General features: G+C 33.1%; 21 protein-coding genes. 10 read left to right on the top strand and 11 right to left on the bottom strand.

What is annotated here, in order from left to right:
- Positions 1-22: 22 nt before the first annotated feature.
- Positions 23-973, bottom strand: coding sequence for an isopenicillin N synthase family dioxygenase (locus E0W73_RS13565; RefSeq protein WP_135222613.1), 951 nt, complete (start codon positions 971-973; stop codon positions 23-25).
- 185 nt (positions 974-1,158) lie between these two features.
- Between E0W73_RS13565 and E0W73_RS13560 the strand changes: the two genes are divergently transcribed.
- Entirely contained in the window at positions 1,159-3,135 is a 1,977-nt protein-coding gene (locus tag E0W73_RS13560) for an alpha-ketoacid dehydrogenase subunit alpha/beta (RefSeq protein ID WP_135222612.1), read from the top strand.
- Between the two features lie 39 nt (positions 3,136-3,174).
- Positions 3,175-4,917, top strand: a complete 1,743-nt coding sequence (locus E0W73_RS13555) for a DUF885 domain-containing protein (protein ID WP_135222611.1) — start codon at positions 3,175-3,177, stop codon at positions 4,915-4,917.
- 102 nt (positions 4,918-5,019) lie between these two features.
- Here the strand turns inward: E0W73_RS13555 and E0W73_RS13550 are convergent, their stop codons facing one another.
- Positions 5,020-5,421, bottom strand: coding sequence for a glyoxalase (locus E0W73_RS13550; protein WP_135222610.1), 402 nt, complete (start codon positions 5,419-5,421; stop codon positions 5,020-5,022).
- A gap of 151 nt (positions 5,422-5,572) precedes the next feature.
- Between E0W73_RS13550 and E0W73_RS13545 the strand changes: the two genes are divergently transcribed.
- Positions 5,573-5,986 carry a hypothetical protein gene (locus E0W73_RS13545; RefSeq protein WP_135222609.1) on the top strand — a complete coding sequence of 138 codons (414 nt, stop codon included), beginning with the start codon at positions 5,573-5,575 and terminating at the stop codon, positions 5,984-5,986.
- A 62-nt stretch (positions 5,987-6,048) separates the two neighbouring features.
- On the opposite strand, the gene E0W73_RS13540 is transcribed toward E0W73_RS13545, so the two are convergent.
- Together E0W73_RS13540 and E0W73_RS13535 are read right to left on the bottom strand one after the other, a co-directional pair.
- On the bottom strand, positions 6,049-7,305 hold the full coding sequence (locus E0W73_RS13540; protein ID WP_135222608.1) for a mechanosensitive ion channel family protein: 1,257 nt from the start codon (positions 7,303-7,305) through the stop codon (positions 6,049-6,051).
- Positions 7,298-7,585, bottom strand: coding sequence for a DUF3817 domain-containing protein (locus tag E0W73_RS13535; protein WP_135222607.1), 288 nt, complete (start codon positions 7,583-7,585; stop codon positions 7,298-7,300). The genes E0W73_RS13540 and E0W73_RS13535 overlap by 8 nt, the downstream gene beginning before the upstream one ends.
- 186 nt (positions 7,586-7,771) lie before the next feature.
- On the opposite strand from E0W73_RS13535, the gene E0W73_RS13530 reads away from it, so the two are divergent.
- The 4 genes from E0W73_RS13530 to E0W73_RS13515 all read left to right on the top strand — a co-directional run bounded on the left by E0W73_RS13530 (position 7,772) and on the right by E0W73_RS13515 (position 12,835).
- A complete protein-coding gene (locus E0W73_RS13530; RefSeq protein WP_135222606.1) occupies positions 7,772-8,305 on the top strand; it encodes a DUF6155 family protein in 534 nt (177 codons plus the stop codon).
- A 109-nt stretch (positions 8,306-8,414) separates the two neighbouring features.
- Positions 8,415-9,953: a DEAD/DEAH box helicase gene (locus E0W73_RS13525; protein ID WP_135222605.1), complete on the top strand. Its 1,539-nt coding sequence runs from the start codon at positions 8,415-8,417 to the stop codon at positions 9,951-9,953.
- A 203-nt stretch (positions 9,954-10,156) separates the two neighbouring features.
- On the top strand, positions 10,157-11,491 hold the full coding sequence (locus E0W73_RS13520; protein WP_135222604.1) for a DEAD/DEAH box helicase: 1,335 nt from the start codon (positions 10,157-10,159) through the stop codon (positions 11,489-11,491).
- A 78-nt stretch (positions 11,492-11,569) separates the two neighbouring features.
- Positions 11,570-12,835 carry an NAD(P)/FAD-dependent oxidoreductase gene (locus tag E0W73_RS13515; protein ID WP_135222603.1) on the top strand — a complete coding sequence of 422 codons (1,266 nt, stop codon included), beginning with the start codon at positions 11,570-11,572 and terminating at the stop codon, positions 12,833-12,835.
- Between the two features lie 215 nt (positions 12,836-13,050).
- Here the strand turns inward: E0W73_RS13515 and E0W73_RS13510 are convergent, their stop codons facing one another.
- Entirely contained in the window at positions 13,051-14,280 is a 1,230-nt protein-coding gene (locus E0W73_RS13510) for a multidrug effflux MFS transporter (RefSeq protein ID WP_135222602.1), read from the bottom strand.
- Between the two features lie 139 nt (positions 14,281-14,419).
- Here E0W73_RS13510 and E0W73_RS13505 point away from each other — a divergent pair, with 139 nt between their 5' ends.
- The 3 genes from E0W73_RS13505 to E0W73_RS13495 all read left to right on the top strand — a co-directional run bounded on the left by E0W73_RS13505 (position 14,420) and on the right by E0W73_RS13495 (position 15,711).
- Positions 14,420-14,836, top strand: coding sequence for a hypothetical protein (locus E0W73_RS13505; protein ID WP_135222601.1), 417 nt, complete (start codon positions 14,420-14,422; stop codon positions 14,834-14,836).
- A 75-nt stretch (positions 14,837-14,911) separates the two neighbouring features.
- Positions 14,912-15,295: a hypothetical protein gene (locus E0W73_RS13500; RefSeq protein ID WP_135222600.1), complete on the top strand. Its 384-nt coding sequence runs from the start codon at positions 14,912-14,914 to the stop codon at positions 15,293-15,295.
- A gap of 101 nt (positions 15,296-15,396) precedes the next feature.
- Positions 15,397-15,711 (top strand): hypothetical protein, encoded by a 315-nt coding sequence (locus tag E0W73_RS13495; RefSeq protein ID WP_135222599.1) that lies wholly within the window; start codon positions 15,397-15,399, stop codon positions 15,709-15,711.
- 84 nt (positions 15,712-15,795) lie between these two features.
- On the opposite strand, the gene E0W73_RS13490 is transcribed toward E0W73_RS13495, so the two are convergent.
- The 6 genes from E0W73_RS13490 to E0W73_RS21440 all read right to left on the bottom strand — a co-directional run bounded on the left by E0W73_RS13490 (position 15,796) and on the right by E0W73_RS21440 (position 20,316).
- A complete protein-coding gene (locus E0W73_RS13490; protein WP_135222598.1) occupies positions 15,796-16,089 on the bottom strand; it encodes a type II toxin-antitoxin system RelE/ParE family toxin in 294 nt (97 codons plus the stop codon).
- 468 nt (positions 16,090-16,557) lie between these two features.
- On the bottom strand, positions 16,558-17,001 hold the full coding sequence (locus E0W73_RS13485; protein WP_135222597.1) for a hypothetical protein: 444 nt from the start codon (positions 16,999-17,001) through the stop codon (positions 16,558-16,560).
- Between the two features lie 1,063 nt (positions 17,002-18,064).
- On the bottom strand, positions 18,065-18,916 hold the full coding sequence (locus E0W73_RS13480; protein WP_135222596.1) for a hypothetical protein: 852 nt from the start codon (positions 18,914-18,916) through the stop codon (positions 18,065-18,067).
- A 6-nt stretch (positions 18,917-18,922) separates the two neighbouring features.
- Positions 18,923-19,444, bottom strand: coding sequence for a hypothetical protein (locus tag E0W73_RS13475; protein ID WP_135222595.1), 522 nt, complete (start codon positions 19,442-19,444; stop codon positions 18,923-18,925).
- A gap of 157 nt (positions 19,445-19,601) precedes the next feature.
- Positions 19,602-20,147, bottom strand: coding sequence for a hypothetical protein (locus tag E0W73_RS13470; protein ID WP_208730540.1), 546 nt, complete (start codon positions 20,145-20,147; stop codon positions 19,602-19,604).
- Positions 20,140-20,316, bottom strand: coding sequence for a hypothetical protein (locus E0W73_RS21440; RefSeq protein ID WP_162614853.1), 177 nt, complete (start codon positions 20,314-20,316; stop codon positions 20,140-20,142). The genes E0W73_RS13470 and E0W73_RS21440 overlap by 8 nt, the downstream gene beginning before the upstream one ends.
- Positions 20,317-20,328 lie beyond the last annotated feature (12 nt).

The raw sequence follows: 20,328 nt of genomic DNA, 5'->3' as shown, positions 1-20,328 counted from the left end.
AAAACTAGAATTTAAATTACGTTTATTTTTTGATTAATCCTAATTCTACCAGACGTTCGTGCAGAAATTCTCCTGCCGAAATGTCTTCATATTTCTTTGGGTTTTCCTCATCAATACAATTTTCAAGACAATCCAAACGCATATCGCTTACTGGATGCATAAAAAACGGAATCGAATAGCGGGAAGTCCCCCATAATTCTCTTGGCGGATTTACCACCTGGTGTATGGTAGATTTAAGTTTGTTGTTGGTATGTCTTGAAAGCATATCTCCAACATTAATTACAAGCTCGTCATCTGCGGCAATAGCATCAATCCATTCGCCGTCATGATTTTGCACTTGTAATCCTTTTCCTTGAGCTCCCATCAACAGAGTAATCAAATTGATGTCTCCATGAGCCGCCGCACGAATAGCATTTTCTGGCTCAGAAGTAATTGGCGGGTAATGGATCGGTCTTAAAATTGAGTTTCCCTCTTTTGCATATTCATCAAAATAAAACTCATCAAGACCTAAATGCAAAGCCAAAGCTCTTAAAACATAAACACCTGTTTTTTCTAATTTTTGATACGCCTCTTTACCAACAGCATTAAAACGAGGAAGCTCTTTAACTTCAACATTGTCTGGGTATTCAGAAGCCCATCTAGAATCTTTGTCTACATACTGGCCAAAATGCCAGAACTCCTTCAAGTCTCCTTCCTTGCGTCCTTTAGCATGTTCTTTTCCAAAAGAAACATAACCTCTCTGACCGCCAATTCCAGGAATTTCATAATTATGCTTAGTTTCGATTGGCAAAGCGAAAAACTTTCTTATTTCGCTATAAAGTTCGTCTACCAACTGATCATCAAGAAAATGACCTTTTAGGGCTACGAAGCCAATGTTTTCAAATGCACTGCCGATTTCATTTACAAATTTTTGTTTACGTTTCGGGTCGTCCGAAAGGAAATCACGTAAGTCTACACTAGGAATGTTTTGCATACTTTACATTTTTATTTTAAAGAAGAAGGCCTCATAAGCGCCTTCGGCTAACAAAGGTAGAGAATATTTTAGAAAATTATAAGCTGCCTGTTCATTAAAAGCCTATTTCTGACAAAATTCTTATTGCAAAATGCATAAAACTGGAGTAAATTGTTATATTTGAAACACAAAAAACAAGAAAATAAATGATTTTTTACAGACAAAATTTAAGCGATTATCAATTATTAGATTTATATAAAAAACTGCTGAAACCACGTTTGATCGAAGAAAAGATGCTGATCTTAATTCGTCAGGGAAAAGTTTCTAAATGGTTTTCTGGAATAGGGCAGGAAGCGATATCGGTAGGAATTACAGCTGCATTAAATCAATCTGAGTATATATTGCCAATGCATCGTAATCTTGGGGTTTTTACTACCAGAGAGATTCCGTTGCATCGTTTGTTTTCACAATGGCAGGGAAAAGCCAGCGGATTTACGAAGGGAAGAGACCGCAGTTTTCATTTTGGAACTCAAGAATATAATATTATCGGAATGATTTCGCATCTTGGCCCGCAGTTAGGGATTGCAGACGGAATCGCTTTGGCTGATAAACTAAAACAGAATAATAAGGTTACTGCCGTTTTTACGGGAGAAGGCGCTACAAGCGAAGGCGATTTTCATGAAGCGCTTAATATCGCAGCGGTATGGCAGCTTCCGGTCATGTTTGTAATCGAAAACAATGGTTACGGACTTTCGACTCCTACCAAAGAGCAATATTATTGTGAAAACCTTGCAGATAAAGGAATTGGCTATGGAATTGAAAGCTATATTCTTGATGGAAATAATATAGTAGAAGTATATAATAAAATACAGAAACTAAAAGAAGAAATGCAGGAGAATCCGCATCCGGTTTTATTAGAATTTAAAACTTTCAGGATGCGTGGGCATGAAGAGGCAAGCGGCACCAAATATGTTCCCGACGAATTAATGAAAGAATGGGCATTAAGAGATCCTGTTAATAATTATAAAGACTATTTAATTGAGAACAAAATCCTAACAGAAGAACTGGACCAGCAATGGAAGGAGGAAATCAGAAAAGAAATTGATGAAAATCTCGCGATTGCTAATGCAGAACCAGAAATTGTTCCAACTTACAACGGAGAATTAGATGATGTCTACAAACCTTTTGAATACGAAGAATATAGCAACGGAGAAGAAGTTAAAAATATTCGTTTTATAGACGCCATCAGAAATGGTTTGGAGCAGTCTATGTGGCGCCATAGAAATTTAGTGATTATGGGCCAAGATATTGCTGAATATGGAGGCGCTTTTAAAATAACGGAAGGTTTTGCTGATGCTTTTGGAAAAGACAGAGTTAGAAACACTCCAATTTGCGAAAGTGCGGTTGTTTCTACAGCAATGGGATTATCGATAAATGGCTACAAGGCTATCGTAGAAATGCAGTTCGCTGATTTTGTTTCGACTGGTTTTAATCCGATTGTGAATCTTTTAGCAAAATCGCATTACCGCTGGGGCGAAAAAGCCGATGTTGTGGTGCGCATGCCTTGCGGAGCTGGAACACAGGCTGGACCTTTTCATTCTCAGACCAATGAGGCCTGGTTTACCAAAACTCCAGGGTTAAAAGTGGTTTATCCTGCATTTCCGTATGATGCAAAAGGACTATTAAATACCTCAATACTCGACCCGAATCCTGTATTGTTCTTCGAACATAAATTATTGTATAGAAGTATCTATCAAGATGTTCCGACAGATTATTATACGATACCCCTAGGAAAAGCGGCTTTAGTTAAAGAAGGAAAAAACATTACTATAATTGCTTTTGGCGCTACTGTTCACTGGGCTTTAGATACTTTGGGACAAAACCCAGATATCGACGCTGACTTAATCGATTTGAGAACATTACAGCCGCTAGACACCGAAACTATTTTTGAGTCTGTAAAAAAGACAGGAAAAGTCATTATTTATCAAGAAGATACTTTGTTTGGTGGAATTGCAAGTGACATTTCTGCTTTGATTATGGAAAATTGTTTTGAATATCTGGATGCTCCCGTAAAAAGAGTAGCTAGTTTAGATTCGCCAATTCCATTTACAAAAGCACTTGAAGATCAATTTTTACCGAGAGATCGATTTGCAACAGCTTTAAAAGAATTATTAGAATATTAATTATTCTGATTCCTAAAAACCTATACTAAAATTAGACTTATGAAAAAATTCTGCATTCCGTTTTTTGCTATTTTCCTTTTGTTTTCTTGCAATAAAAACGCTAAAACTGCCGAAGACCAAGAGGTAAACAAAAAATTCGATCAGTATAAGGACCGATTTGTGATTGCATTGTGGAATGTTTATCCGAGTTGGGCATCAGGGGCTGGTTATCATAAACTGGATAGTGTTTTGGTTGTTCCGAATGAAGAGCAGGACGCCAAAGAAATAGCTTTTGCAAAATCAAATCTAGATTCGCTAAAACAGTTTGATTTGGAAAAACTTTCAGACAATAATAAAACTGATTTAAAGATGATCAAAAATCAGTTGGAAAGTTCCATTTTCTATAATAATGAGTTGAAATCGGGCGAATGGGATCCTTCGCAATACAATGTCTGCGGTATGTTTGCTGAAATCTTGAATGGAACTTATGATTCCCTCGAAGCGAGACTTCGTACTTTCAACACAAAAATGAACAATGTGACAGCTTATTACGAAGCAGCCAAGAAAAATATCAAAAACCCGACTATAGAGCATACTGAACTAGCGATTGCCCAAAATCTTGGAGGTTCGTCGACATTTAAGGAAGATTTGAAATCTGCCTTAGAAAAAAGCAAACTTACAGAAGAAGAGAAAAAAGAATTAACAGCAAAAGCAGCGGTTTCGCTTAAAGCGATAATAGATTTCACCGATTGGCTAAAAAAACTGCCAAACAAAACTCCTCGATCTTTTAGGTTGGGGAATGAATTATATGCCAAAAAATTCGCTTTTGATATTGAATCGGGTTATAATGCAGATGAAATATATAAAATCGCTATTGATCATAAAAAAGACCTGCATGACAAGATGTTTGTGTTGGCAGACAAACTTTGGGCTAAGTACAAAGGAAATGCGGCAAAACCTGCTGATAAGTTAGAATTAATTAGACAGGTGATCGATCAGATTTCGCTCAAACATACCACTCCAGAGAAATTCCAGTCAGAAATTGAAAAACAGATTCCGGAACTTACTGCATATGTCAAAGCAAAAGATTTATTATACATTGATCCTTCAAAACCATTGGTTGTTCGCAAAGAACCTGCTTATATGGCTGGTGTTGCAGGTGCGTCCATATCTGCACCGGGACCGTACGACAAAAACGCAAATACCTATTACAATGTGGGCAGCATATCTGGCTGGACCAAAGAAAATGCTGAAAGTTATTTAAGAGAATACAACAATTATATTCTTCAGATTTTAAACATTCACGAAGCCATTCCAGGCCATTATACACAATTGGTTTACAGTAATCAGTCGCCGAGCATTATAAAATCTATATTAGGAAACGGAGCAATGATTGAAGGCTGGGCCGTGTATGCTGAAAAAATGATGCTGGAAAGCGGTTATAAAAACTCAGACGAAATGTGGTTGATGTATTACAAATGGAATTTAAGAACCACCTGCAACACTATCTTAGACATTAGTGTCCACACCAAAAATATGTCAAAGGAAGATGCTATAAAATTGCTTACAAAAGAAGCTTTTCAGCAACAAGCAGAAGCCGATGGAAAATGGAAACGGGTAACTTTATCTCAAGTACAGCTTTGTTCTTATTTTACTGGTTACACAGAGATTTACAATCTTAGAGAAGAACTCAAAAAGAGACAGGGAGATAAATTTAATCTAAAACAATTCCACGAAAAATTCTTAAGTTATGGAAGCGCTCCAGTCAAATACATCAAGGAATTGATGCTGGCTGAGGAATAATTTTATAATTAATCAAAAAAAAAGGGTTTGACAATTAAAGTGTCAAACCCTTTTTTCAAAAGCAAGATGTTCTTCTGTCAAAAACATTTAAATAAAGCTTGTTTAATTCGATGCAACTTCAAACAACTGCACTTGGCTTTTCAATCTTTCAATCAATAAATTCATCATACGCTTATTTAGATTAGATGAATTTTGAATGTAAATATCGTATTCATCAACTGTAAAAAGCGCCATTACAATTCCTTTAAGCGAATTTCTGAATTTGATATCTTTTTGAATTGAGTTTTCGATAGTCTGAAGTTTCTTTTCTACAGAATACGAATAAAAATCTCTTTTGTTTTTATTGACGTAGTTTATAAAAACGGCAACGAACAAATCATTTTGAAGTTTTAGAATGGGTCTGATTGTCTGGTTCTGAAAGATCTCATCGGGTGAAGATTGAGCACTTACGGTTCCTAAAGTTTCGCCTCTGAATTCTCTTAAAAAAGTGTCTCTGTCTTCCATGGGGTTTTTATTTAAATTTAAGAAAAAATCAAATACAAAATGTGCTATTTTTGCTTTAGACGAAAAAAAATGAAGCTTAAAATTAATGTAAGAAATTTAAGTTTTAATGCTTCATTCTTATATAATTTATAGGGTTAAAAATTAATTTGAGATGAGAAAATTTTTGATGTTTCTTTTACTGATAGCAATTGTTTCTTGCACCTCCAAAGAAAATCAGTACAAGGAGACTTATTATATAGCAGTTAACGGAAAAGATACTGCCAAACTGGCTCTTAAAATAAGCGAAAAACGTTTTTTTGGACGATATGAAAGATCTTACTACAAAATAGGAAAAGATTCTGGTGATGTAAGAGGAAATATAAATGGAGACACTTTGAGGGGCGATTTCCATTATATTTCAAATGGCGGGAGCTGGAAGAGAGTACCACTAGCTTTATTACGACACCAAAACAAACTCATTCAGGGAAAAGGAGTAGTGGGAATCTATATGAATCTTCCGTGTTTTATCAACGGAACACTGACTTATAAAAATCCTGAATTTACTTTTGAAGAAGTGAAAAAATAACCTCAAACAATCCAATACTTTTTTATGGATTCTTTGAGGCAAAACTTTATTCATTCAAAATCTTAATCCAATCGACCGATTTGAGACGGAAGTTCGAAAATTTCCAAATCAAAATAACGAACAGATGCCATGACATGGTCAAAAATATCGGCCATAATATATTCGTAATTGGCCCAACGCTTATCGCTTGAAAATACATAAATTTCTAACGGAACGCCATGTGCAGTCGATTGTAACTGACGGCACATAATATGCATATCTTTATTCAGTCCAGGATGATTTACGAGATACTGCATAATGTATTTCCGAAACAAACCTAAATTGGTCATATTACGGCCATTCAGCGAAAGCGTTTTGTCAACACCTCTCAAATCGTTGTACCTGTCAATTTCTGCTTGCCTACTGTCGATATAAGACGTTATAAGTTGTACTTTGCGCAATTGTTGTAAATCTTGATCATTTAAAAAACGAATTGTACTGCTTTTAATCAAAACATGTCTTTTAATTCGTCGTCCTTCAGATTTCTGCATACCACGCCAATTCTGAAAAGAATCAGAACTCAAGGCATAAGTTGGAATTGTGGTTATGGTATTGTCAAAATTTCGAACTTTTACCGTTGTGAGATTAATTTCGATCACATCGCCATCTGCACCAAATTTATCCATTGTAATCCAGTCGCCAATACGCACCATGTCGTTTATCGCAACCTGAACACTTGATACAAAACCCAGAATGGTATCTCTAAAAATCAAGATGATAATTGCAGAAAGCGTTCCAAGGATGGTCAGCAATTCGCCTTTCTTGATTCCGAATAAGGTCGAAATGATAATAGCAACCCCAAAAATCCAAAGTACAATCATGATGACCTGAACAAAACTGTCAATTGGCTTATCGCTGTATTCAGGCTTCTGCTTTAGATAATCTCGAAGTGAATTAAAAATAGTTCGAACAATCCACAAGCCCAGCAATACAATATAAACACCTACGATTTTACCGAAAATCAGTTCCCAATATTCGTATTTATCCAAAATAACAGGAACAGCTTTGTAGATAAAGAAAAACGGAATTAAATATGCCGTATAACGAGTGGTTTTGTTCTGAATTAAATAGTCGTCGAATTTTGTTTTGGTGCGCTGCGCAAAAACAGCTGTCAGTGTTACCAAAAGAAATTTAGCAGCATAATAAATTAGGTATGCTAGAACGATTAAAATTATGATATTGAGAAAGAGACTGAAATATGACGCAAAATTACGGCTCATTCCCCAGTCTCTAAAAAGAGGATAGAGAAAATTGAAAATTTTATCCAAAAGCTTATGCATTATTTTCTAGATATTTTTTCTCAACATAAAAAGTTCCGAACGGAATAAGTGAAGCAATTAGAATAATCGCAAAGGTTTTTAAGTCCCAATTCATTGCTTTTTTTAGCAGGAATGCTAAAATGATATATCCGATAAAAAGAACTCCGTGTGTCATTCCCAACGGACGCAATAAAGTATGATAAAGTTCTGGGTTGTTGTTTTTTATAAGCAGCATGTTGGCAAACAAAACTAAATAAGAGATTCCCTCTAAAATTGCTGTAACTTTGAAAATCTTGAGCATGTATTTATTTTTAGGATTAATGCCCGCAAAATTAACGATTATGGTTTGATTTTAGAATTCAAAAAATCAAAATTACATTAGTTTTAACTTGTATGATCACAACGTTTATCTTTTCATATCCTCCTATATATTTTAATTGAAAAATGGGGATTTGGAATTTAAGAATTTGAGAATTACCTTTATTGTATGAGTAAAAGAGATTTAAAAAAATATTTGGGCGAATTGACAAAGGAACAGCTTGAAGAACAGCTTATAGAGCTGTATGAAAAATTCAGTCCCGTGAAAGTATACTATGATTTTGTTTTTAATCCGAAAGAAGACAAGCTGGAGCAGGAAGCCAAAGTAAAAATCTCGCATGAATATTTTCCTGTAAAGAAACCCAATGCAAAATGGCGCCCAAAAGCCAAAATGCGCCGCTCTGTCGCACAGAAAATAATTAAACATTTCATAATGTTGGGTGTCGATTCGTTTATTATTGCAGATATTATGCTTTATAATATCGAAATTGCGCAGACATTTTCTTCTCAAAATTTTATTAAGCAGGAATTATTTTACAAAAGCATGTTTAATTCTTTTGAGCAAGCTGTAAATTTTATTATCTCTAACGGAATTTTTAATGATTTTAAGGAAAGAATTTCGAGTATTGAACAAGAAACTTCGCAACAAAAATGGAAAAACAAACGTGATTTTGAAGCACTTTTAGATAAAATCGACTTATAAAAACACTTCCCATAAAAAAATCTTCTTTTAAAAAAAACATTATTTTAGGTTAAAATAGGATGAATAACTGTTTTTTAGGTGTATTTTTGCAAAAATCCAAAAATAAACAATGTCTCAAAACACTTTAGAAATAGAAAGAGAAGATAAAAAAGAACTTTATGCATACCAAAAAGGCGACATCGACGCCATTTTTGACCGTTTAGACAATGCACCTCCAAAACATCACTTGTTATATCAACTTCCGACAGGAGGTGGAAAAACGGTGATTTTCTCGGAAATTGTTCGACGTTATTTATCTAACAATGATAAGAAGGTAGTGGTTTTAACACATCGTATTGAATTGTGTAAACAGACTTCAAAAATGCTTACAGGCTTTGGAGTTACCAATAAAATCATTAATAGCAAAGTAAAAGAACTGCCAGATCAGAACGATTTTTCATGTTTTGTGGCGATGGTGGAAACTTTGAAAAACCGTATTAATGATGAAAAGCTTCACCTTGACAATATTGGTTTGGTGATTATCGATGAAGCGCATTATAATTCATTCAGAAAATTGCTGAATTCATTTAAGAATGCTTTTATTCTTGGTGTTACAGCGACTCCTTTAAGTTCGAACATTAAATTGCCAATGCACCAAAGTTATCACGAACTTATTGTCGGAGATACTATTGCTTCGCTAATCGACAAAGGATTTTTGGCTAGAGCTACAACATACAGCTATGATGTTGGTCTTACATCGCTAAAGGTTGGTATCAATGGAGATTATACGGTAAAATCTTCAGATGATTTGTACACCAATACTTTAATGCAGGAAAAATTGCTTCATGCATATACAGAGCGTTCTTTAGGTAAGAAAACTTTGATTTTCAATAATGGTATCCATACTTCTTTATATGTGTATGAAACGTTTAGAGAAGCAGGTTATGACATTAGACATCTTGATAATACTAGCAGCGCCGAAGAACGTAAAGATATTTTACAATGGTTTAAAAAGACTCCCGATGCAATTTTGACTTCTGTCGGAATTTTGACGACCGGTTTTGATGAACCAACTGTAGAAACCATTATTTTGAACAGAGCTACAAAATCGTTGACGCTTTATTTCCAAATGATCGGCCGTGGCTCCCGTAAACTTCCTGGTAAAGACGAGTTTACAGTAATCGACTTAGGAAACAATGCGGCTCGTTTTGGTTTATGGAGCGATCCTGTAAACTGGCAACATATTTTTAAATCTCCTGAATTTTATTTGGAAAACCTTCGTGACGATCACGAAATTGAGATGTTCTTCAAATACAGCATGCCACCAGAATTGCGCGCAAAATTCAGCAAAACGGCAGATGTTAGTTTTGATGTTGATGAAGAGCATAAACTGATAATCAAACAAAATCTTCGTTCAAAAGTAGTTTTGGATAAATCACTCGACCAACATGCAAGCATGTGTGTAGACAATACAGAAACGCTTCAGGAAGCCAAAATGCTTTCTAAAGAATTAGAAGATGATATTGAAGATCGAATAAAGCGTTACTCTAAATGTTTGAGTCAGTGCAGTAAAAACTATCGTGAATGGCTAGTTGATGATTATAAACAAAGATTGACTTTGTTAATCGGTAAAAAATATCGCGAGAAAATCATGAATGAGCCGGATTGATAAAATTTTGAGTTCTAAATTGTTTCAGGTTTCATGTTTGCTTTGGCTGTTCGGCTTTTAGCCTTGAGTCAAGTTGTTGGAATCTAAACATTATTATAATATAAAGGAGAAATCGCATTTCAGAACAAATGCAATTTCTCCTTTCAACTTCTTAAGTTTTTGGTGTAACTTGAAACCTGAAACTTTAAACCAATTTAAAGAATATGTCTAAAACATTCTCAACATTAGGAATTTCGGCTCCAATTCTAAAAGCCTTAAGTGACTTAAATATAGTTGAACCAACAGAAATTCAACAAAAAACGATTCCGTTATTTCTGGACGAAACTCATGATATTGTAGGTTTGGCCAAAACCGGAACAGGAAAAACAGCCGCTTTTGGATTACCATTACTGCAATTGGTAAATACAGAATCAGTTACGGTACAAGCGGTAATATTGGTTCCGACAAGAGAATTAGGACAACAGGTTTTTAGAAATCTAGAAAATTTTTCAAAATACATTCCAAATATCTCTATTGCCTCAATCTGTGGCGGAACCCCGATAAAACCACAAATCGAAAGACTGAAAGAAGGCGCCCAAATTGTTGTGGCCACTCCAGGACGTTTAATAGATTTGATGCAGCGAAAAGCAATTGATCTAAAACAAACTGAATATTTAATTTTGGATGAAGCCGATGAAATGGTAGCTATCTTAAAAGAAAGCTTAGATGAAATCATCGCAGAATTGCCCAAAAAACACCGTACATTATTATTTTCGGCGACGCTTCCCGGAACCATTAAGCAATTGATTCAGAATTATTTGAACAAAAATGCAGTTCAGATAAGCGCTAATATGGAAATTGTTGGAAATGAAGGCATTGATCACGAATATATTGTTGTTGACCCTATTGAAAAATTGGAAGTTTTGATGCATTTCTTGAATTCAAAAGAAGGAGAAAGAGGAATTATTTTTTGCAAGACCAAAGCTGCAGTCAATAAATTGGCCAAAAATCTGGCTATCAATAAATTTTCTTCTGGAGCACTTCACGGAAGCTTAACACAGGGAATTCGAGATCGAATTATGGAGCAGTTTCGAGAAGGGTATATCAATATTTTGGTTGCAACCGATTTAGCTGCGAGAGGAATTGACGTCAAAGAAATTTCGTTTGTAATCAACTATCATCTGCCAGATACTTACGAAAACTACGTTCATAGAAGCGGAAGAACCGCAAGGGCAGGGGCAAAAGGACTTTCCTTGACCGTTTTACAGCAAGAAGAAGTTTTTGAAATTGCCGATTTTGAGCGAGAACTGGGAATTAAATTTTCTGAGTTCAAAAAACCTTCTGCGGCAAGTGTTGAAGAAAACAATATGCTTTTGTGGGCTAGGCAAATCTTCAAAACAAAACCAAATCACGAACTTTCAGCTGATTTAAAAACGAAAGTAAAAACCGTTTTTCACCATTTAACAAAAGAAGAACTAATCGAAAAACTAATGGCGAGTTATGTCCTGCAAAACAAAATCGATATAGTTGATAAAACAGTTAAAAAATTTAAAAAGTAATAAAGATGACTTTTGTCATTGTGTATTAAAGTTGTACATTTATAAGGAATTATTATAATCCTACTTAATACAACATATATGAAAATAGTCATTATTGGAGGTGGATTTGCAGGAATCAATCTGGCGAAAGAGCTTGTAAATCAGCCTCAAATACAAGTCACCCTTGTAGACAAGAATAATTATAACTTTTTCCCTCCACTTATATATCAAGTTGCTACGGCATTTTTAGAGCCTTCTAGCATCAGCTATCCTTTTAGAAAATTCTTTGCAGGAAAAAAGAATCTGCAGTTTCGTTTAGGCGAATTGATTTCCGTTTCGCCAGCCGAAAAGAAAATCACTTTAAGCAACGGCGATTTAGAATACGATTATCTTGTTTTTGCTACCGGAGCAGAAACGAGCTATTTTGGTATGGAAAATGTAATGAAAAACGCCATTCCGATGAAAACCTTAAATGATGCCATCGTAATGCGCAATACGTTGCTTAAAAATCTTGAAAAGGCTGCAATTTGCAAAGACATGCGCAAACGACGTAAATTACTTACAATTGTAGTAGCAGGAGGAGGGCCGACAGGAGTAGAGGTTTCTGGAATGTTTGCCGAAATGCGAAAAAGCATTCTGTTAAAAGAATATCCCGAATTAGACACTTCTGCAAGCAACGTTTATTTGGTTGATGGTGGTGATGCCCTTTTGGCTCCCATGAGCAAACAATCTCAAAAAGATACTTACGATGCTTTGACAAAATTAGGGGTTGTCGTAAAACTAAACACCAAAGTTGTTGATTATGTTGACGATACCGTAGTATTTGAAAACGGAGAAACGATTAAAACCAAAAACTTAATTTGGGCTGCTGGAGTTTCTGCTAAAATTTTTGAGGGAATTCCTAAAGAAAGTTACGGTCGTGGGCGTCGCATGGCAACAGATGAATTTAACAAAGTTAATGGCTTAGATCATATTTATGCGATTGGCGACACTGCGATTACAGCAGGAGACAAGAATTTCCCTGATGGACATCCGCAAGTTGCGCAAGTAGCAATTCAGCAAGGATTGAATCTAGCTAAAAACTTTAAAGCCATGGTTGCAAACAAACCACTTAAACCATTCGCTTACAAAGACAAAGGCTCAATGGCAATTATTGGAAAAGCAAAAGCTGTTGTGGATTTACCAAGTCCGAAATGGCATTTTAAAGGTTTCTTTGCTTGGATCATTTGGCTGTTCATTCACTTAATTTCCTTGATCACTTACAGAAACAGATTAAATACTTTCTGGAATTGGATGGTTGCTTATTTTGCAAAAGACCAATCACTTAGAATGATCATCAGACCGGATAAGAAAACTCAAAACTAATTTTTAAAATTCCAACTTTTAAAATTCTAAAGGAATACATTGTAAAAAATCCAATACTAAAATTTCAAATTCCAAAGGAATGCGTTATAAGAAAGCCGAAATCTAAGATTTCGGCTTTTCGATTATTGTAACTAAAATAAACTTTTCAAGTTTTGGAATTTGGACTCGAGCGATAGCGAACAGGCGAAGCAATTTTAATATTGGAATTTCTACATTTAATGAGCAATCATAACATCATCACTTTCTGAAAGTGTTACTTTATTTTTAATAAAACGTTTTCCGATATTCAAAATCACAAATGCTACAATTGTCGTTGTTGTCATAATGGCAACCATTGGAGTTACAGAGTCTTTTACAAAAACTCCGATGGCGAATGAAGCCAAAGCACCTAATCCTAATTGAATAGCACCCATTAAGGCTGAGGCACTTCCGGTATTTTTAGCAAAAGGAGCTAATGTTAATCCAGCCGTATTCGGATTTGAGATTCCTAAACACGCCAAGAATAAAAACAACATTACGATTGTTTCATACAATCCTAACAGATCATTCAAGGACAGAATCAGAAAAACGATACTAATTACAGACTGTGAAATTAAGGCTCCAAAAATCATTTGTTCGCTTGAAAATTTCTTCAACAACATAGAATTCAATTGACTAGACCCAATAAAACTTACAGACATAAAGGCAAAAATCCAACCATATATTTTCGCATCAACCTTATAAATATCCATAAAAACGATTGGTGATGCGGCCACATACGAAAACAAGCCCGAAAATGCGATTGCACCAGTAAAAGCATAAGTATAAAATTGAGGCTCTTTTAAAACGGATAAAAAGTTCGTAATAATCGGTTTTGGTTTTAATGAAATAGTAGTGTCTGGCTTATAAGTATTTGGAAGGCCAATTTGTGATGCAACTAAAATCACGATTCCCATACACATTAATATAAAGAATACAGCATGCCAGCCCAAATCTTCAGTTACATAACCGCCAATCGTAGGAGCCAACATCGGCGAAAGCCCAACAACCAGCATTAAAAGTGAAAAAACCTTCGGAATATCTTTAACAGGAAATAAATCGCGAACCATAGCCACAGAAGCAACGGTCGCCGCACAGCTTCCGATAGCTTGAACAAAACGAAGCAATATAAAAGCATCAATATCAGCTACATATATACAGCCTAATGAAGCAAGAATATAAACCAGAAGTCCTATAAATAAAGGTTTTTTACGACCGAAACGATCCAATAACGGACCATATAATAATTGGCCAGCAGAGATTCCGATGAAATAACTCGACAAGCTCATAGAAACTTTTGCAACTGTAGTATTTAAATCTTTTGCAATTCCCGAAAAGCCAGGAAGATACATATCTATAGAAAAAGGCCCTAATGCAGTTAGAGAGCCCAAAATGAGAATTAGTTTTAGGTATTTTTTTGTTGTCATTATCTTAAAAAAAGGCTTTTAATTTTCTGCAAAGGTAAAGATTTCGTAAATTGTATGGTAATTTACTGTGTAAAGCAGTAAACAAATCCGAATTATTGATTCAGGAAACATCAATTTATTAACCTTTAATGTAAACATTATGAAAAAATGCATTTTACTCCTATTATTTGTATATACAAATATTTCATTTGCTCAAAATATCTCGTCAAAAAACGAAGAAGTGAGCATTGCGCAATATGAATTATTAAAAAAAGTAAACAGTTATTATCCCGACATCACATTAAACAAATCTATCACTAATTTCTACGCTGATGGAAAAATAATTGATTCTCAACAAAATTTTGACTTAAGGGGCACAAAATTTTCCAGTTATAAGCTAGGAATAGAGCCCGATAATAAAAAAGTAGTTTTTGAATATGTATCTGATGAAACTGGAAAAGTTTATGGAGATGTAACCATTTTTAAAGGAAATGCATTACGAACAACTTTCAACGAAAAAACGAATCAGATTGAGGTTTCCTTAAACGGAAAATCGGTTTATTTGAAAAAATTATAAGTTGAGGCAATACAGCTTAAGCATCACAATTGTGGTGCTTTTTTTTTATATATTTGAAAGACTTAAAAAAAATAGATGAGAAGTTTTATTTTACTGCTGTTATTAATTTCCACAACATCATTTTCTCAAACCAATAAATTTACTGGAACCTGGAGTTCAGAAAACTGCAAGAACTGCAGTAAAGAATATTTTCTTAAAATTACAATTGCACAATCAAACTACAAAATTTCTGGAACTGCTGAAGTTGTAAGCGACAACAAGAAACTGCAATCTGAAATTTTTGACATAACCGGCGTCGTTTATACACTTGGAGATAAAGCACAGATAAAAATTGAAGGAAAAAATAATATTTCTGCCAGCGCAGTTTTATTTATAAGTGATGAAGCTATGCAGTTTTCAAAACGAGGCGGTGCAGATATTGTACCTAAAGAAGTTATTTTAAGTAAATTATATGAATAATGCTGTGTTTTGAGTAAATCCATTTGACCGATAATTTTTAGTATGCACTCTCATTTTTTATTGTATATTTGCCCTACAAATATAAATATAAACTCTTAATTATGATAGCAGAGATTTTAACTTATAAAAAAATTGTTAGTGAAATTGACGATTTGATGAATAAATCCCCTTACAAAAAGAGCTACATTATTGAACAATGCGGTCTTCCAGAAGCATCGTTTTATAGAAAATTAAAAACACTTGCTTTTACTGCTGATGAAATGCTTTCAATAGCAAAAGTTATTTCTCCTGAGGAGCATTTTATGATGGAACTACAAGCTGATATTGAGCAAGGAAAAATTGATTTTAAGGATGGAAAATACATTTCTCATGAAGAAATGGTCAAGAGAATAAAAGGAAGAGTTAAAAATAAATAAATATTTGATTTTTAATATTTTAAAATAAATTATATAAAGTAAAAGTAAAGTCAAAATTCATTTTAGCTTTGCTTTTTTTTAATTCTAAAACTTTTCTAAGTAGTTTAATGGTTTTTGCCTATTATCCCAGAATGCAATTAGAACGATTTTCCCATCAATTACATCGTAAAAGAGAGAAACCTGTTTTACAATCGTTATTATACTACAGTTTAGCTTTTTATCAAATCTCCCAAGATGAGGATTGTTACAAATAATATCGATTACTCTTATAGTCTCATTTTCAAAGTTTTGAGTTACATTTTCTCCCCATTTTTTTAATAAATACGCAACATTTTCATCAAATGTATCTTGTGCTCTTTCAGACCAAACTACTTTCATTTAACTATCATTTTTGATTGCAAATATAATTTTAATTGTTTTTATATAAGAATAAACTTATTTTTTAACTTTTAATAATTCGTACAAATTTTATCAATCAAATATGACAGAAAAGAATCAATTAAAGATTCATTTTTTGAAATGTTTCTTTTGCGTTAGAATCGATTATTTGTTTTCTCAAAAGAAGGCACTAGCGAGTGTCCCGACACTGTTTTTTGCGAGAAAATAATAAAGAATATATTATACAATATAGAAAGCCTGATTTTACGAAGCCTTACGCTACAAGCACCACTATCCCGTTTTGACCTATAATTTATAGTATGAATCACAGAATGTCCAAGAAGATGTTAACAACTTTATCAACAGTAATATAAAGCCCTATTTTTGAAGAAATCTAAATATATAAAAATTTGGAACATAAAAAAAGCCCCGTTTTATTGGGGCTTATTTATTGGTCTAAAATGAAAATTATCCTTTTACTTCATTAATCAATTTGCCATCGACAAAATATTGCATTAATGAATTTGCACCCGACAAGCGATACAACGTTCGAACCGTCTTACCATCAAATATTCTTACATCACCATAAGTCAAAATATCATCATTTGATAAAAAAGTATAAGTTAAATGTCTTTTATCCATTATTGTAACATTGTAAAGTTTAAACTTGCTGTTATTTGGATAAATTAATTCAGCAGATAAAAATTCGTTTACTTTTAAATTATTCTTATAATTTGTTTTAACTTCTTTAGAAATCAGAATGTCAGAATAAAATATATTTACTTGTTTAATCAAATCATATTCATCAATACTAATAGGTTCTTTTTTCTCTAAAAAAATTTTCATATCTGAATCCTGAGAAAAAGCAGGAACAGAAAGTATAATAAAAAGCAATAAAGTAATTTTTTTCATGTGGTTTTGTTTGTGAGTTTATAATTACAAATATAATTCCAAATATAATGCCAATAATTTTAATTTCACTTTGTCAATTGCTATAAAAGAATAAATAATTATACCTTAATAATGAAAGGGAAATAGTAAAATTCAAAAGATAATTGTTAATAAGTCATAGGCAATAATTGCCATGAGTAATAAATGCAGGAATTTACATATAAAAACATGACTTAATTCACATTTTAACTGAATTTTAAGAAAACAAAATATTGTTGATAAATTCACCAAATTAGGAAATATAGAAGCCTTGAATTTAAGAAGAAGAATATGTATTTTTACAAAACCAAGAACCCCCAAATACAATGGAGTACTTGGGATAGAAGTTCTTGAGTTTTAAAGCTGATGAAAAAGCTATCGCCTTTTTGGCAAAAACTTGTAATTACCTATTCAATTCTAAAGCTTGCATGGCACATAGTTGAATTTGGTATCCTTCATTATTAACTAACTGATGTAGTTGCAATACATCTGATAGTAGGAGAGCCTAGCCTTTGAGCTAGGTTTTTCTTTTTATATAAAATTACGGAAAACCGTACTTTTTATTACTGCTTTAGTTGACAATTTTTTTATCGTCATTATTTAAAACTTGCACAAATATATAACTTTATTTATATAAAAGAATGCTTTTATTGTTTTTTATGTCTTTAATTAACGTTATGTATCTTATAAGTTTTATGTCTTTAATTAACGTTATGTGTCTTATAAGTTTTATCTCTTTATTAAGTTTAATATCTTTTATATGTTTTATCTCTTTATTAAACTTCGATATTTTTAATTTCTAACAGTAAAAAAATAAACCTTTGTAAATTAATACAAAGGCTTATCAATTATATATTCATTAAAGTACTGTCTTGATAAATACTTACCTGTTTTACGATTATAAATATTAATATAATGGTAATCGAATTTGATATTCTTACACCAGTTATGCAAGTAAAATATTGATTTACAAAACTCAACTTTTATTGGTCTTATAGATTTATCTTTATTAAAGATTGTACAGCTATAAGGAGTAGGGGTAGTATTAGCCATAAATCGTACTGATTTGTATTTCTACATCTTGAAGAAGATTCTTAATTTTGAAACCGCCATTTACACAAACAAATGTTGAAATGTCAAATTCTCCTTTTTTGATAATACTTGTACCTTGCTCTATATAGCTTGTTAAAACCCAAAATTCATTGGTTCTTATATCTGTAAATATATAAACCCGTAATCCGTAAGGATATGATGTTTTACCAGTTGTCATTTTTACATAAAAATCACCAAACTGAACAATACCACCGTTATTCTGAACAGGAAATGAAGTAACCAAATCATAACCATTTCGAATATAATTTGGAGTTTCACCCTGAAATTCAATTGTATCTACGTGAGTAGAATTAGGATAAGTATCATAACTACCAATGTAAAATTTGTTATCCCCCTGAATTGTTCCGAGATTAAGCATTGAATAAACCCTACGATCAAATGTATAGCCTGAGCCCTGAGAAAATCTGCCATCGATACGAAATTGAGGTAGCTTATATTCTTTAAGGTATCTCAAAGGTTTTTTCTGAAAATCACTAAAATTTGAAATTTCTACACTTGATGAGCTACTTCCATTAGGAATGATAAAATAAATTTCTGTAAATGCAGTAGCAAAGTAATTTTCTGGAATAACATTTAAATCGACATTGCCTAAATCATTAATAACTGATAACATAGGTAAACTATCGTAATTCAAAAAATCTACACCCTGAACACGTTTATTGTCGACAAATACAGATAAAATGAAAAATGGCGTTTGAATTCCTCTAATTAAATATCCCTCAGAAGATTCAATCTCTTTAACTTTGACAGCGTAAGTGTCATCTATATATTGAATAAAATTCATACTGGATTAATTAAATAACGGAACTTTTTTCAAGTCCGAAGTTGATAAATATTTTTTCAAATCAGCTTTTAAATCACGTCTTGTAATAACATAATAACAGCCAATTACTAATGGAACAGTTGTAACTTGTTTTACTTTTAATAACTCATTAATCGTCTCTTTTTCATTTTCGAAATTAGACATCGGTTCAGTTATCCAAGTGTACCAAGGAGCGTCTTTCGTCTGCTTATTTGTTCCTAACCAAACCGCTAAAGATTCTGCTATGTTATGAACTTCTTTACGAGGTGTAATTTTGTTCAATTCGATTTCTTTCGTCATTGGGTTAGAAACAGCAATTTTTAAATCTTTTTCTGCATCTTCTAAAGCTTTTTCCTCAGCATCTTGTGTAAATTTAGCATACCATTTTTTCAATAATGGATAACACACAATGATACCAACACACAAAAGCCAATATTTTTGCAGAAAATCAAAGAGCCAAACAGTATTGGCTTGGCTCTTTGTTCTATTAACTATCTCTCTTTGAGCCATAATTATTTTTTCTTGAATAATTTATAAGCTAAAAATCCTGCTAAAGCAACTAATACAACATTTGCAATAGTTTTATTGTTTGCGTAAAAAAGTTTGATTTTATCTAACATCTTGTTTAAATTTTGAATTAATAATTTCTATCGTTTTGGGCGTTTGTTTAGACTGTAACGCTGTAAACAGTATAAAAAAAAAGCAGTACGGGAATAATCAAATAATTGAATTTGAATTTCTTTTTAGCCGTTACTGTGACACTCGCAAGGTTGTAATCTCCCATAATGTCAATTGCATCCTGAATATCCGAATCATAAATTAGATTATGGTCGGGAGCGCATTCGTGCTTGATAATAGCCCTTGCAATAACCATGTAAAACTTTGCATCTACAATTTTGATTGTTTGGTCAGGGTCTAAACCGACAGCTTTTGAAATAACCTCAATATACTTTTGTGTATCATTTTCAAATGGAGGTGCATATTCAGTTATAAGCTTTCTTACGGTATTTTTTCCTTTATCAATATCGTTTGTCAAATCTCGCAACATAGCACGAATACCATATTTTACTTCTGTAAACTGCTCAAAATGTTTGTCGGTATTTTGTGCATTTGGTATTTTTCCCTGCCAAGCAATATTTGTCAAAACCAAGTTACCCGGATTATTATTTCGAATACCTCGTGTTAAGTCCTTTCTACCTAAAAAATTACTCATTTTCTTCTACAATTTGAGGTTTAGCAGAGGTTTCAGGCTCGTCTTTTCCGAAATCAAGTTTGCTTAATTCATCAGAAACAACCTGAATACCTTTTAAAATAGCAGTAACAACCGCACCATATTTAACGATAATACCAATTATCGAAACAATTCCTTTCAAATTTTTCATGACTTATTTTGT

This window comes from Flavobacterium foetidum (genome assembly GCF_004634245.1).
GTDB classification, from domain to species: domain Bacteria; phylum Bacteroidota; class Bacteroidia; order Flavobacteriales; family Flavobacteriaceae; genus Flavobacterium; species Flavobacterium foetidum.
This window is presented reverse-complemented; position numbering and strand designations above follow the sequence as displayed.